Genomic DNA, 14,075 nt, shown 5'->3' on the forward strand with positions numbered 1-14,075 from the left:
CGGTGGCACCAGTTATCGACAGCGCCACCGATGACATCGATCCGACCGGCACGCTCGGCGATGGCGACAGCACCAACGACGCCACGCCGACACTGACCGGCACCGCCGAAGCCAATGCCACGGTGGCGATCCTCGCCAATGGCACGCAGATCGGCACTGCCGATGCCGACGATGACGGCAACTGGTCATTCACCATCGGCGACGCGAACGCCCTGCCCGATGGCGAGGTGAACTTCACCGCCACTGCCACCGATGCCGCCGGCAACGTCTCCCCGGCCAGCCCGAGCTTCACCCTCAACGTGGATACCGTCGATCCGATGGCGCCGGCGATCGACCCGACCAACGGCGACATCATCACCGGCACCGCCGAACCCGGCAGCACGGTCACCTTGACCGATGATGCGGGCAACGCGATCGGTGACCCGGCCCTCGTCGATGGCGACGGCAACTGGAGCGTAACGCCGAGCGACCCGCTCGCCGATGGCGACACGATCAATGCCACGGCCACGGACGCGTCGGGCAATACCAGTGACCCCGCCATGGCAATCGTCGACGGCATTCCGCCGAGCAACGATGATGGCCTGAACAACATCGAGTTCAACGACGGCGGGGACGGGGTGCTGGCCCCGGATGAGGCCGGCAACGTCACCTTGAGCGGCAGCCTCGAAAGCGATGCGACCGTGAGCTCGCTGATCATCAGTGACGCCAGCGGCAATACCGTTACTGTCGATCCCGCGGATATCACCGTCGATGCCGATGGCAATGTGAGCGTCGCGGCGCAGGATCTGAGCACGCTGGACGACGGTGTTCTGACCGCCACCCTCGGGCTGATCGATGCCGCCGGCAACAGCGGTGAAATCACCGACACCACGACGCTCGATACCTTGGCCCCAACGATCGACGATGCTGCTGCCAATGCCAGCGAGGCGAATCTTGGCACCCAGGTCTCCGGCACCATGGCGATCGATGACAGCGGTACGGGGGTCGATGCGATCAGCATCAGCGGCCCGGATGGCGTGACTGCCGACGGCGAGTCCGTGGTCTGGAGCGGCAGTTTCAACGATGACACCTACACCCTGACCGGCACGGCGAATGGCACGACCGTAGCGACCCTGAGTGTCAGCACCACCGGCGCCTATACCTTCACGCAGGCGCAAGCGCTGGATCACCCGCTGGCCGGCGCCGACGTTCTGGCGCTGGGGTTCGATGTCACCGCCAGCGACCAGTTGGGTAACGAGTCCATCGGCGAGTTGACGGTCAACCTGACCGATGATCTCCCTGTCGCGGCTCAGCCGGCGCTATTCGAGATCGACACTGACTCGGCGACGGCTTCCGGCAGCTTCGTCGAGAGCTATGGTGCCGATGGCGGCTACGTCTCCGAACTCACCATCGATGGCTATACGTTCAACTACGACCCTGAGACGGACAGCATCTCCACGACCGGTAACTCCGAGCTGGTCGTACCCTTCGAAGAGGGGAACTACGACAGTGTCTCCGGGGAGCTGACGATCCAGACCATCAAGGGCGAGACGTTGGTCGTCAATCTGCAGGATGGCAGCTACGACTACGACGCGTCCGGCGCCAACCTGCTCGATCCGGAGCCGGAAGCCGACCCAGTCGTGGCGCTGGGTGACAACGATAGTCTGCTGGGCCTGATTGGCGCAGAGGCGCTGGGTCTGGTCGACTTTAGCGATGAGCAGGCGTTCGCGGCTACCGATGCCAATAACGACATTCGCTCGGTCACGGTGTCTCTGACAGCGATCAATATCAGCCTCGGCGCCGGTTTCCGCGCCTCACAGGCGCTGGCCAATGACCTTGGCTTGACCTACACCGTCGATAACCTCGGCGTTTTGGATTTCAACGCTTCGATCACTGTGAGCGCGGCCGACGGTGGCACCATCGATAATCAGGCGCTGAACGAGTTTCTGGGCTCGGTCTACTTCAGCAGTTCCGTACTGAACCTGGGACTCGCCTCGACGATATCCATCTCCGCCACCGATGCCGAGAACAACACTACGAGCACCTCCAGCAGCGACCTTCTCAGCCTCGGGTTGCTGCAAAGCAACTCGCCCTCCTATCTGATCCAGGGTACGAGTGCCGCCGATACGCTGACTGGCACCGCCGATAACGACCGCCTCTACGGCTATGGGGGTAACGACACGCTCAACGGCGGCGAGGGCAATGACCTGCTTCGTGGCGGCGCCGGGGCCGATACGCTCAGTGGTGGTAGCGGCAACGACATTTTGATCGGCGGCGTGGGCAACGACACGCTGACCGGTGGCAGCGGCAATGATGTCTTCCGCTGGGAGGATGGCAATCAGGGCAGTGTCGGCACCCCCGCCAACGACACCATCACCGACTTCAATAGCGCGCGGGTCTCCGGGGGTGGCGATCTCCTCGATCTTGGCAACCTGTTGCAGGGCGAAGGCAGGATCGGCAAGAACGCCGGCAACCTGACCAACTACCTGCACTTCGCATTGGTCGGTACCGCTACGCTGGTCTACATCAGCACAGCGGGCGCGTTCCAGGGTGTTACCGATGCCTCGGCCAAGGAGGCCTCGGCAGACCAGATCATCACGCTCCAAGGCGTCGATCTGACCGGCGGTGGCGCGAGCGATCTGGCTATCATCGAAACCCTGTTGGCCAATGGCAACCTGATCGTCGATGACGCCTCGGCGGACACCGATCTCTCCGGCAGCGTCTCCACTGGCGTCGACGCCGTGATCTCCGATAACGATGGTGATACTGCCGGCACCAGTGTCGATTTCGACAGCACCGGCCAGCCGGCACCGACGCCGGATCCGGATAACGTCGCGCCGGTCGTGCAGGCCAACTCGTCCTCTCTACTCGGCATCGCTGGCGCGGACTTGCTGGGACTGATCGATATCGGTGGCAATCAGGATCTGTTCGCCGCGGATGCCAACGGCAACCTGCAGTCGGTGACGGTGGCCTACCAACCCCTGCTCAGCCTCAACCTGACCGCGCTGGAGTTCAGCGCCTCCCAGCAGATGGCCGATGAACTGGGGCTGAGCCTGGCCTTCGATAACGATCCCGGCCTGCTCGGGCTGGTGGCACCGTCGGCCAGTGTCACCATCACTGCCGCCGACGGCGGCACCATCGACAATCTGGCGATCAACGAACTGCTGGGGACCGTGGCATTCGCCGACACCGATGGACTGCTGGGACTCGATGCCAACCTTCAACTCTCGCTACTGAACGCCACATCCATCACCGCCACCGACAGCGACGGCCGGACGGCAACGGACTCGCTTGGCGAATTGGCCGATCTCGATGCGTTGACCACGCTGCTCGGTAACAACGACAACATCATCGAGGGCACCAGCGGCAACGAGACGCTTACCGGCGACACCGGCAGCCAACGCGTCTACGGTTATGAAGGCAACGATACGCTGAACGGTGGTGACGGCAACGATCTGCTCCGCGGTGGCGCGGGCGACGACACCTTGAACGGCGGTGCCGGCAACGATCTGCTGATCGACGGGAATGGCACTGACACCTTCGACGGCGGCGCCGGAAACGACCTGATGGTCACCAGCGGTATCAATTTCGACTCGATCGACGGCGGTGACGGCTTCGATATCCTGCTGCTCGATGGCGGGATCGATCTGGACATGGTCGATGGTGACGTTGGGGCGATCGGCAATATCGAACGGCTCGACCTGGGCAGTGGCGACAACGCCAGCAGGGCGACGTTGAGCGCAGCCGACGTCGAAGCCATGACCGACGACGACAACGTCCTGCAGATCACTGGCGACGAGCAGGACACACTCAACATTCAAGGCGCAACCGCCGACGGCGCCGTGACGTTGGGCGGCACCGCCTACGACCAATACACTTTTGGAGATACCACCATCCGGGTCGAGCAGGACACCGTTCAGGTAGAGACCTGAGCGGGAAGGCCCTGAGTCCGACACATCGGAGTCAGGGCCGGTTCCACTTCCACCACGCATCAGGGGGCGCCCGAAGTCGCCCTCGAGGAAAATCGTAGACACAAGGAAACACGGTCATCGACGACTCAATCCAACACGCAGAAAGGTGGTCTCTACGCATGCTGGCAATCGTCGTCTGTCTGGCGCCTTCCATCACGCAAGGTCAGGAAACCCACTGGTGGAATGCCGTCGATCATGAATCCCACGACCCCGAAACCTTGCCAAAGGTCGCATCGAGGGTCAGGACGGCGTTGCCGAGCGAGCCCTGGTCGCCTTCGATGACATCGGCAAAAACGGATACCAGCGTCGAAGATCGGAACCCTGCCGCGCCTCGATCTGAGCCCCTGTCGCTCGAGGAGGCCATACGCCGCGGTCTGGCGATCAATCCGGCAGTGCGTGCGGCCGTCGCCGACGCCGATGCCGCCGGTACCGAGGTCGATATCGCCGAGTGGGGCTACTTCCCCACCGTCGATCTTTCCGCCGGCCCTGAGGAGTTCCCGTTCAGTGAATTCGGCTACGACGCTTCGGCCCGCCAGATGCTCTACGACTGGGGCCGCGTCGACAGCCAGGTCGCCAGTGCGGATGCGGCCGAACGAGAAGCGCGTCGATCGGTAGGCGTGGCCGAGGAGGAAGCCGCACTCGATATCGCGGAAGTCTATCTGGACGTACTCGCCGCGAAGCGCCGGCTGGAAGTGACCGGGCAATATGTCGACGACCTCGAGAATCTACGGGATCTGACCGTGGATCGCGGCAGTAACGGCTATACCGATAGTAGCGAACAAGGCCGCGTGGCCCTGGACCTGGCTCAGGCCCAGGGAGATCTGGCCACCGAGCGTGGCGCGCTCAACGATGCGCGCCGTCAGTTTCGGGTTCTCGTGGGTGTCTCGCCGGGCGAGCTGGAAGACCCGACCCCCAACGAACTGACGGATCGTCTGGAAGCCGACACCGCACTGGATGACTGGATCGTCGCTGCGCCCGCCTATCGTCAGGCCGTGGCAAGCGCCGAGCAGGCTCAGGCGGAGCTGGATGAAACCCAGGCGGCATTGAAGCCTCAGCTCAATCTCGAGGGATCGCTCGAACGTCGTCAGATCGGCGGTGAACTGCAGAACGATTCGGTCATCGGGCTTCGCCTGCGCATGGATACGCTGCAGGGCCTGGCCAGCTTTCAGCGCCCAGACGCCGCGCGGCAGCGACTCGAGGCAGCCCGTTATCGCATCGACGATCAGCGCCGCGAGATTCGCCGCAGCGTGCTGACGCTGATCGAGAACGCCGAGGTCTACCGCCAACGCCAGCAAGCGCTGACGAATCAGGTCGAGGAAGCGCAATCCGTGGGTGATCTCTACGACGATCAATTCTCGGTAGGGCTTCGCGACGTCAACGATCTGCTGACGATCCGCCAGGAGGCCTTCTCGGCCCGCCGCCAGCTGGTCGATCTCGAGAGCCAGCAAAAGCGCATTCAATATCGCGCAGCCTCGCAGTTGGGACTGATAAACCCGTTGATCACGGGTCGCCTGAGAGGTGACGCCCCATGAGCCTTTCCGCTCCAGAACGCGATCAGACCGCTTATCCAGATCCGGCCGAATCCCGCGTCGATCCGCTCCGGGATGGCCTGGCGCTGCTTTGTAGGCGCCTGGATCGCCCCACATCTGTTGCCGAGCTGGGTGACGGCCTGCCGCTGGAGAGCGGCAGGCTTCCGCTCAGGGAAATTCCCCGCTCCCTGCGCCGGGCCGGAGTCAGTGCTCGCGTCACCAGCCGTCCGTTGACACGGCTCTCCTCCCGTTTGCTGCCGGCACTGCTGATTCTCGAAGACGGCGATACCGCCTTGTTGGAGTCGCTGACTGCCGAGGAGGCCACTCTCGTGCTGCCGGAGACCGGTGGCGGCGAAGAAGTGATGACGCGCGAGGCGCTGGAAGCGATCTACAGCGGCATCGCGATCTTCGCACGCCCGATTCCCCGCAGTGATGATCGCGCCGGCAACTTTGCCAAGGCCGCGCCAAAGCACTGGCTGAAGGCGCCGCTTCGCGCGTGCTGGCCCGCCTATGCCGAAGTCGGCGTCGCCGCGCTGGCCGCCAACCTGCTGGCAATCTCTACCGCGCTGTTCGCGATGCAGGTCTACGACCGCGTCGTCCCCAACGCCGCCTTCGATACACTATGGGTACTGGCGAGTGGCGTCGCGCTCGCCGTGCTGCTGGAGTTTCTGCTCAAGGGGCTAAGAGCCCACCTGCTCGAGGTGATCGGCAAGCGTCTGGACCTCGAACTGTCATCGAAGCTGTTCGAACAGGCGGTGCGTTTGCGCCTGGCCGCGAAGCCGCCTTCCACTGGCGCCTTTACCAGTCAGGTTCGTGAGTTCGAGGCCGTGCGCGAATTCTTCACTTCTGCCACCGCCGGGGCGATCAGCGACCTGCCCTTCGTGGCGCTGTTCGTGCTGATCATCGCCTGGATCGGCGGGCCGGTGGCCTGGGTGCCGGTGGCAGCCATTGCCGGCATGATCATTCCGGGGCTGCTGCTGCAACGCTACCTGGCAAAACTGGCGCGGGAGAACCTGCGCGAAGGCGCGGTCAAGAACGGCGTGCTGCTGGAGTCGCTGGATCAGCTCGAGACGGTCAAGGCGACACGAGCCGAGGGCCGCAACCTGGCACTGTGGGAGTCGCTTTCGGCGCAGCTGTCGACGGCATCGATCCGCTTGCGCTCGGTCACCAGCATGCTGACCCACTCAGCGTCTCTGCTGCAGCAACTGGGCTACGTCGGCATCGTGATCGTCGGGGTTTACCGCATCAGCGCCGGCGACATGACGATCGGCGCGTTGATCGCCTGCTCCATTCTCGGCTCGCGGGCCATCGCCCCGATGGGCCAGACCAGCGCCCTGCTCGCCCGCTGGCAGCACGTCAAGGCTGCCGTCGAAGGTCTGGATGAACTGATGCAGGCACCTAACGAACAGGGCGCCGGGCAGAAGGTTCGCAAGCCTCGGCTCCAGGGTGACTATCAACTGGAAGAGGTGGTGGTTCGTCATCATGAGGAGGGTCCGGCGGCGTTGCAGATCGACGAGCTGACGATCGAAGCCGGCTCGCGAATCGCGCTGCTGGGCGGAAACGGCGCCGGCAAATCGACGTTATTGCGGCTGCTCTCCGGCTTTATCGAACCGACCGGCGGCCGTGTCATGCTGGACGACGTCAACATCACCCAGATCGAGTCGGCAGACCGCCGTCAGGCGATCGGCTATCTCCCCCAGGATATCGCGCTGTTCTACGGCACGCTGCGAGACAACCTGACCCTGGACGGCGCGGCTTACGACGACGAGGAGATATTTCAGGCCCTGGACGGGGTCGGCCTGGGCCGCTTCGTGCGCTCGCATCCGCAAGGACTGGAGCTACCGATCGCCTCCGGCAACAGTGTCTCCGGCGGGCAGCGCCAGGCCATCGGCCTCGCTCGACTGATACTGCAGGATCCGCGCATCGTGCTACTGGACGAGCCCACCGCCGCTTTCGATCAGAACAACGAAAAGCGTGCAGTCGCCTTTCTCAAGCGGTGGATGGAAGGCCGCACCTTGATCGTTTCGACCCACAAGAAGCCGCTACTGGAGTTGACCGAACGCGCCATCGTGCTGCGCGACGGCAAGCTGGCGATGCAGGGCAATCTCGATCAGGTAGTCAACGGCAACCGGGTCACCGCTACCGGCAGCCCTAGATCCAGCCTCGGCCCTCATTCTGGCCCCGGTTCCCATTCTGGCCCCGGTTCCCATTCTGGCCCCGGTTCCCATTCTGGCCCCGGTTCCAATTCTAGAGAGAGACGCTAGATGGCCACGACACTCAGCGATCAGGAACTGCAACGCCAGCTCGGCGACCCGAGCGCCAATCTGCGCCACCCGCTCGCCCGCCCGGTTGTCTGGGCCGTCCTGATCTGCCTGGTCACCTTCATCGGCTGGTCGGCGTGGGCGCATATCGCGGTGGTCACCCATGGCGAGGGCCGCGTGATTCCGGTCAGCCGTATCCAGTCGATACAGAGCCTCGAGGGCGGCATCATCGACGAGATAAAGGTTCGCGAAGGCGATATCGTCGATCAGGGTCAACTGCTGGTCAGACTCAGCGGCACGCGGTTTCGCAGCGCCTATCAGGAAACGGAAAATCAGGTACAGGCGCTGGACGCAGCCATTGCCAGGCTCCAGGCCGAGGTGCTGGAGAAGGACAGCATCACGTTCCCGGAGGACGTCGATGCGCAAAGTTCGCTGGCCCAGTCCGAGCGCGAACTGTTCCATGCCCGCCGCGAAAAACTCCGCGAGGCAACCGCGTCGCTCGGTCACGAAATTCAGATGGCACAGCGTCGGCTGAATCTGATCCAGCCACTGGTGGCGCGTAAGGCCGTCAGTGAAATGGAAGCGCTGCAGCTTCAGCAGGACATGGCATCGCTTCGGGGTAAACGCGCCGAGATCCAGAACAGCTATGTGCAGGATGCCTACACCGAACTGACCGAAAAGAAAGGCGAACTCTCCTCGCTGGAGCAGGTGCTGGTGCAGCGACAGGACCAGTATCAGCGCACCGAGCTGCATTCACCGGTCCATGGCCGGGTCAACGCCATCAACTACACCACTCAGGGCGGCGTGGTGCCACCTGGGGAGACGATCATGGAGGTGATTCCGCTGGAGGATCAACTGCTGCTCGAAGCCAAGATCAAGCCGCAGGACGTCGCGTTCCTGGCACCGGGCATGCCCGCCAGCGTCAAGATCACCGCCTACGACTACACCATATATGGCGATCTCGAGGGCACCGTCGAGCAGATCAGTGCCGACACCATCGAAGAGGAAACGCCGCGCGGCACGGAATCCTACTACAAGGTCTATATCCGCACCGACAGCGGCTCGTTGACGCATCGAGGCGAAGAGCTGCCGATCATTCCCGGCATGATCGCCCAGGTCGACATTCAGACCGGCGAGCGCAGCGTGCTGGACTATCTGCTCAAGCCGCTGCTCAAGGCCAATCTGTACTGATCACGGTCAACCGGTACGCATGATCGTCAACCTGCACCGGGGTGGGTGCTCACTGGCGCTCGGCCACCCAGTGGCGGGCCTCTTGGCGCAGCGCTTCATCGGACGGGCGGCCAGCCCGAGGTTGACCATCAACGGCGCGCTGGGCATACGTCAACGCCTTGGCATCCTCGCCCTGGTCCTCGAGAAACTGAGCGTAGTAGAAGTTGGTGTCGATCCCGGCGGGACGAATCGATACCGCCCGCTCCAGCAGTTGTCTGGCTTTGTCGTCATCACCGAAAGCGATCGGCCAACCCGGCGCGTGTTGGTAGAGCGCACCCAAGGTCACGTAGGCCGAGCCGTCTTCACCCTGTGGATCAATGGCGATCGCTCTTTCCAGCACCGTACGAGCCCGCTTGGCAAGATCCAGTGCGCCCAGGCCGCCTTTCGCCTTGGCGAACGACGCCAGAATGACGCCCTGCGCCGTCAGCACATGGGAGTCGTCGGGCTGACTCCGGGCCAGCATGTCCACCTCACCGGCAAGATCTTCGAACGCTTTCAACTGGGCGTCGCCCTGCATCTGATATTCGACATTTCCCCACCGCTGCATCAACGAGAACAGCGTCGAATCCGGCATCTGCGCCGCCGCCGAGGCAATCCCGAACCCACCGATCAGCATCGAGGCGAGCAATATCGTAACGAGCAGTGGCATCGAAGACGCCCGACGTGCCATCAGACGATAAGAAGAGAAACAGTCATGGGAAATCCACTGCCAGGGTTGGCGCATCGACATCACTCCAGGAGGAAACCTAACCGCAATCTAACGGTCGTTTGAATCCATCACTATACGGTTTTAGTCGCAGGGCTGCTGATGGTGATGACCGCCCCCGATCGAGTTCACTTTACATGGCAGCTTTTGAAACCGAAATTCAAGCACTACGCGAGACCGTAACCACGAGCGACCGATATACACCCCCCAGCGTCAACCATGCAAAAATCATTCACACACACCCATTCGGACAAAGCCCATTTATATAGATCCACTTATATAGATCTACTTATATAGATCTACTTATATAAACCTGTTTATATAGACCCACCCGCATAAAACCCCGCGTGAAGAAAGATTCTTGCCGCCAGTTACCCAAGGCTATACTCAGTTTCGACAAACCTCATTCCGGCCTCCATCTGGAATTTCGACCGATCTGGTGGAACACGTCGTGCGTCTTCCCTTGTCAGCTCGAGGCTCCTTGCGCCTCGCCTTGTGTCGCATCCGTTTTCCATACGTTTTCCATACGTTTTCCATCCAACCAGATAAACCCGTCACCCCGACCCACGCAAGTCGATACGACTTCGGTAAAATTAGCGCCCGTGAGCCGATAGTGACTCACTGCGTTCGCACGACGCGGGGTCGCACCACCCGCCCACCATGGTTTATCGAATAAAAGCGGCAATTGGCGATTTCCCACAGCAATACCGGACAAGAAGCTCAAGCTCTCAATTTAATTAGGAGGTTCCCGTGGGCAAAAAAACCATTACACTCGGCATCAAAGTTGATCCCGCCAGGAATCGTTTGCCGGTTACTGATAGGAATCTATTTCAGCAACGGTTTTCAGGAAAATACCGTACGGCTTGTTTGGCTCAAATGTTTTCGTTTCTGGTTGCATCCCCGCGACCGCTTTGACCCGGTATGGCAAACGGTCCCTGCTGACTGTTTCCCATAATCGGGTTTCTTTTTATCGGGGCGAATTTCTGTGGCCGGAAGCGCAAATGCGGATAGACATCGATAGCCGAACAAGAAACGCGAACAGAGAGGCAATCGACATTTCGTGCTTCTCGATCGTTGCGCGATAGGAAAGAAGACGATGCAGGAAAATTCTGAGTTCAGGCTGACGACCAGACTGCAGTCGATCATGAAAACGAGAGTCGAGCGAAGGGAAGGAAAAAAGCTAAATTACTGATTTCACGGATGGTGCCGGCGGTCGGACTCGAACCGACACACTGTCTCCAGCGGCGGATTTTGAAAGCGAAGCCCCACGGGTTCGCCATGGCCAGTTTTCAGTGAAATCAGTCGATTACCTTCACCGTACTGGTCTGCTATGGCTAGCTGTGCCTCCTTGAGGTGGACACAATGTGGTCGCTTTCAAAACTCTACCCCTATATTAAAAAGAGATAAAACCAAACATTATTAAAAACGCACCAGGTGTATTTTAAATAAACCGCATAAAAACGTTAGCAACTAAAAATCATCAGGAAATTGTTTCTGTAAACCTTTCCAACTTATCAACTGCCTGCATAGTGCGCATCTCAGAACCATTTAGCAAATTAAACAAGGCTAACAACTGATCGGAATCCATCGTTTTTGTTAAATTAACGCCATAATTTTCGGCGCTAGGGTATGCAATCTTAAAATCCTCTTCAACTCCTGCCGCCCTAACGCTTGAAACCACTTTTTCTACATTTTCAAGAGAGCACTTAAACCCCAATATTATCGTCCCAAACATATTTTCTCTTAGGTAGAGCTTTTCTTTTGTATAAATAGCCCTAACCTCTTCTTCATACTCCCAAGATTTTGATTTATACTTATGTATGCTCCGTATAAAAGCATCCTGATCTTCAAAAAAATTCAAAAAGTTTGCATTTACAACATCATTGCTATATTCGACTTCCATAAATGCCTTTGCCCCCCCTTCACCATCAGGCACATAGATCTCTACGCATACCCCTTTCATTCCATCTGCATAATGCCCCCACATTAATTCGCTTCTATTATCCCTCGAAAAGCAGCAAACCCTGTTTCTGTGAACATGCTCTCTAACAGCGCTTGAGAAATTACGCATTATTTCTTCTATTTGATCATCAACACCTTTCTGATCAAGGTGATTGATATGCCACTTACTGGGGATATTGTCAATTTTTGGATAACCAACCCCTATTTCCATTGCATATTTCCTAGCGCCCTTCATATATTTTTGTATTAACTTTTTCCTGTCATCTCTATCCCTATTAGTGCGACATTTTTGATACTCGATCCTTAACCGACTTTCTGATGCATCGTTTAGGTTAGTAAAATCGCTAAAGTAAAGATATTTATTTACAATACTATCTAGAGCATTAGATTTGTAGCCAGTCACGACCCCATCGCTATTAATTAATGGCTTATGCTCAATGGCCATATACCTATAAAGACGCATTCACCACTCCTTAGCAAAAACAAATCTTAAACGATCTACGGAGATTCTCTCCATTTCAACATGGACTGTTTTACATATCGCATTTAGCAAGCCATCATGCCGCTTGTTGCGTCTCGACATATTGTGTGAGTTGTCGTCCAACTCAATAACCCTCACCACCTCCATCGTATCCTTCTCACAAATCACGAAGTCGAAATGCCACTGCGACACCTGTCGAAACAGGGCCATCCATTCGCGGCTGCGTTCTTTGTAGAGGGAGGTATTGGGCTGAATGACGTCGACCACGCGCACCTGACAGAACACGTGGTGTGTCTCGCCATACTTGTACTGCAGGACTTTGAACAGCATCTGCTCGAGTTCGGTGAGCAATCGCCCCTTCTTCACGTAGGCGTCGCCACGTTCGATCAACTCCGCCGCCGTGACTTTCCTTGGCTGCTTGCTGGGCTTGCCTCGATAACCCTTCTTGAAACCGCTAACGATGGCCCAGTAAACAATCCTCCTGAATAGGCCATTCAGCGTTGCCAGGAAGGCGACACACAAAACGCCAACCAGCAGGAAGGTAATCGCGGCGTACGCGATCAGATCGTTTAACTGCATTGTGCCCCCGACGCCCGTTACTGCTTCTTATCTGTATTCCAGGTTCATCGGTAGATCCTTGGGATTCTTGAGCGTCTAGCGCGCCCTTTCCCTTTCCCCGCCCATCACTCGTTCCCTGTTCCCTGGTACCAGCGCTCGGCTACTCGCCTCGCGACCCGGTATCCGTTCCTGTCGGCTTGAGCCGATCTCTGGTCCGCTCTATCTCCGGGCTGACCTGCCCTGCTGCTTCGTTGACCTGCCCCGTCATCAACCACAGGGAGTATTTCGGCCATTGCATACAGATCGCTTCCAGCATTTCACCCTTAGGCGGTCTGCCTGACTGCTCGATGCTTTCTACAGTTTTCTTCGCCACACCAATGAGTTGCGAAAACTCGTGACGTCCAGACGTCTCGGCTTCGCGGATTTCACGCATTCTTTTTGCCAACTCACTAGACATGACCCAACTTCTTAGTATACTGACTACGTAGGGTACCAACTAATGGGGATACCCGCTGGTTTAATCGTGACAATGTCACGCAATCCAGAACATACCACAGCGAGCCAAAACGAGCCGATACGACAATGGAAAAGAATAACGCGCCTCAGGTCTCGGCCACCGTGCCAGTCATGACCATCGAGCGATTCTCCGAGCTCACCGGCATGTCCTATAGCGCCATCAAAGGGCAGCTACAGCTCGGCAACCTTCCGCTGTTCAAGATCGGCCGTCGCCGCATGGTCAACATCGCTCTCCTGACCGCTGAATGCCTCCAGTCGGAGGAGTGGTCATGAATCGTCGATCTCCTATCGGACTGTCCAAAATATATTTAGGCCAAGGCCTTCATTTTTCGCGCAGCTTGTCGTTAACATGCGTTAACACGGCTAAGCAAGACGGCCGCGCCCCCTTTTCGACTTCTACAGGCGACCTCGAACCCCGACCTGTCAGAAACGCCAAAAAATCGATTTTTGGTTGCTTCCCCGCGACCGCTTCAACCCGGTATGGCAAACGCTACCTAGTGATCGTTTCCCATAACCGGGTTTCTTTTGCAGCAAAATCAGGCATCAGCCGAAAGTTGCATAGCACTAAATCAATTTATTTAACAAAGGTTACTTCTCTTCTTCCAAAAGTCGGTTTAACATCAGCCTGTGCAACGGTTTCTTGTTTCTCGGTCCGTTCCTCCGATCTCAAGTCCGTCAGAGCCATTAATAGGCTTGCACCGAACTATAGCGACCATGAACAGCGCTATTACCTAAACGACGTCCTGACTCGATCAGTTGACGCACCACTCGCCCGCACCGGCCTATGGCGCTACCAAGCCATATATCCAGTGCGGGTTTTTTGTAATCCTCTCATTACATATCTACAAACTTTTATCGCGATCTATCGCGCGATATTAGCTG

The 14,075-nt window shown here is 58.5% G+C and carries 10 protein-coding genes; 6 read left to right on the forward strand and 4 right to left on the reverse strand.

The features are described 5' to 3' along the window. The 4 genes from BTW07_RS18555 to BTW07_RS18570 all read left to right on the forward strand — a co-directional run. The coding region (locus BTW07_RS18555; RefSeq protein WP_144076987.1) for a beta strand repeat-containing protein at positions 1-3,911 on the forward strand (3,911 nt) is incomplete at its 5' end. A gap of 158 nt (positions 3,912-4,069) precedes the next feature. After that, positions 4,070-5,482 (forward strand): TolC family protein, encoded by a 1,413-nt coding sequence (locus BTW07_RS18560; protein WP_083942079.1) that lies wholly within the window; start codon positions 4,070-4,072, stop codon positions 5,480-5,482. Then, positions 5,479-7,743, forward strand: a complete 2,265-nt coding sequence (locus tag BTW07_RS18565) for a type I secretion system permease/ATPase (protein WP_083942081.1) — start codon at positions 5,479-5,481, stop codon at positions 7,741-7,743. Before BTW07_RS18560 ends, BTW07_RS18565 begins: the two co-directional genes overlap by 4 nt. Then, positions 7,744-8,931, forward strand: coding sequence for an HlyD family type I secretion periplasmic adaptor subunit (locus tag BTW07_RS18570; RefSeq protein WP_075571642.1), 1,188 nt, complete (start codon positions 7,744-7,746; stop codon positions 8,929-8,931). Between the two features lie 49 nt (positions 8,932-8,980). Here BTW07_RS18570 and BTW07_RS18575 read toward each other — a convergent pair whose 3' ends face one another. The 4 genes from BTW07_RS18575 to BTW07_RS18590 form a co-directional block, all read right to left on the reverse strand. After that, a complete protein-coding gene (locus tag BTW07_RS18575; RefSeq protein WP_075571647.1) occupies positions 8,981-9,619 on the reverse strand; it encodes a hypothetical protein in 639 nt (212 codons plus the stop codon). A gap of 1,537 nt (positions 9,620-11,156) precedes the next feature. Beyond that, on the reverse strand, positions 11,157-12,041 hold the full coding sequence (locus BTW07_RS18580; protein WP_158025900.1) for a DUF2971 domain-containing protein: 885 nt from the start codon (positions 12,039-12,041) through the stop codon (positions 11,157-11,159). A gap of 60 nt (positions 12,042-12,101) precedes the next feature. Then, positions 12,102-12,698 (reverse strand): DUF2726 domain-containing protein, encoded by a 597-nt coding sequence (locus tag BTW07_RS18585; protein ID WP_075571644.1) that lies wholly within the window; start codon positions 12,696-12,698, stop codon positions 12,102-12,104. A gap of 139 nt (positions 12,699-12,837) precedes the next feature. Beyond that, positions 12,838-13,134, reverse strand: a complete 297-nt coding sequence (locus tag BTW07_RS18590; RefSeq protein ID WP_075571645.1) for a helix-turn-helix domain-containing protein — start codon at positions 13,132-13,134, stop codon at positions 12,838-12,840. Between the two features lie 125 nt (positions 13,135-13,259). Between BTW07_RS18590 and BTW07_RS18595 the strand changes: the two genes are divergently transcribed. Continuing rightward, positions 13,260-13,466, forward strand: coding sequence for a DNA-binding protein (locus BTW07_RS18595; RefSeq protein ID WP_075571646.1), 207 nt, complete (start codon positions 13,260-13,262; stop codon positions 13,464-13,466). Then, positions 13,463-14,075, forward strand: a 613-nt coding sequence (locus tag BTW07_RS20080) for a hypothetical protein (protein ID WP_208605438.1), incomplete at its 3' end; no start/stop codon positions are given. The genes BTW07_RS18595 and BTW07_RS20080, both read left to right, overlap by 4 nt.

Origin of the sequence: Salinicola socius, assembly GCF_001937195.1 — a bacterium.
Taxonomy (GTDB): Bacteria; Pseudomonadota; Gammaproteobacteria; order Pseudomonadales; family Halomonadaceae; genus Salinicola; species Salinicola socius.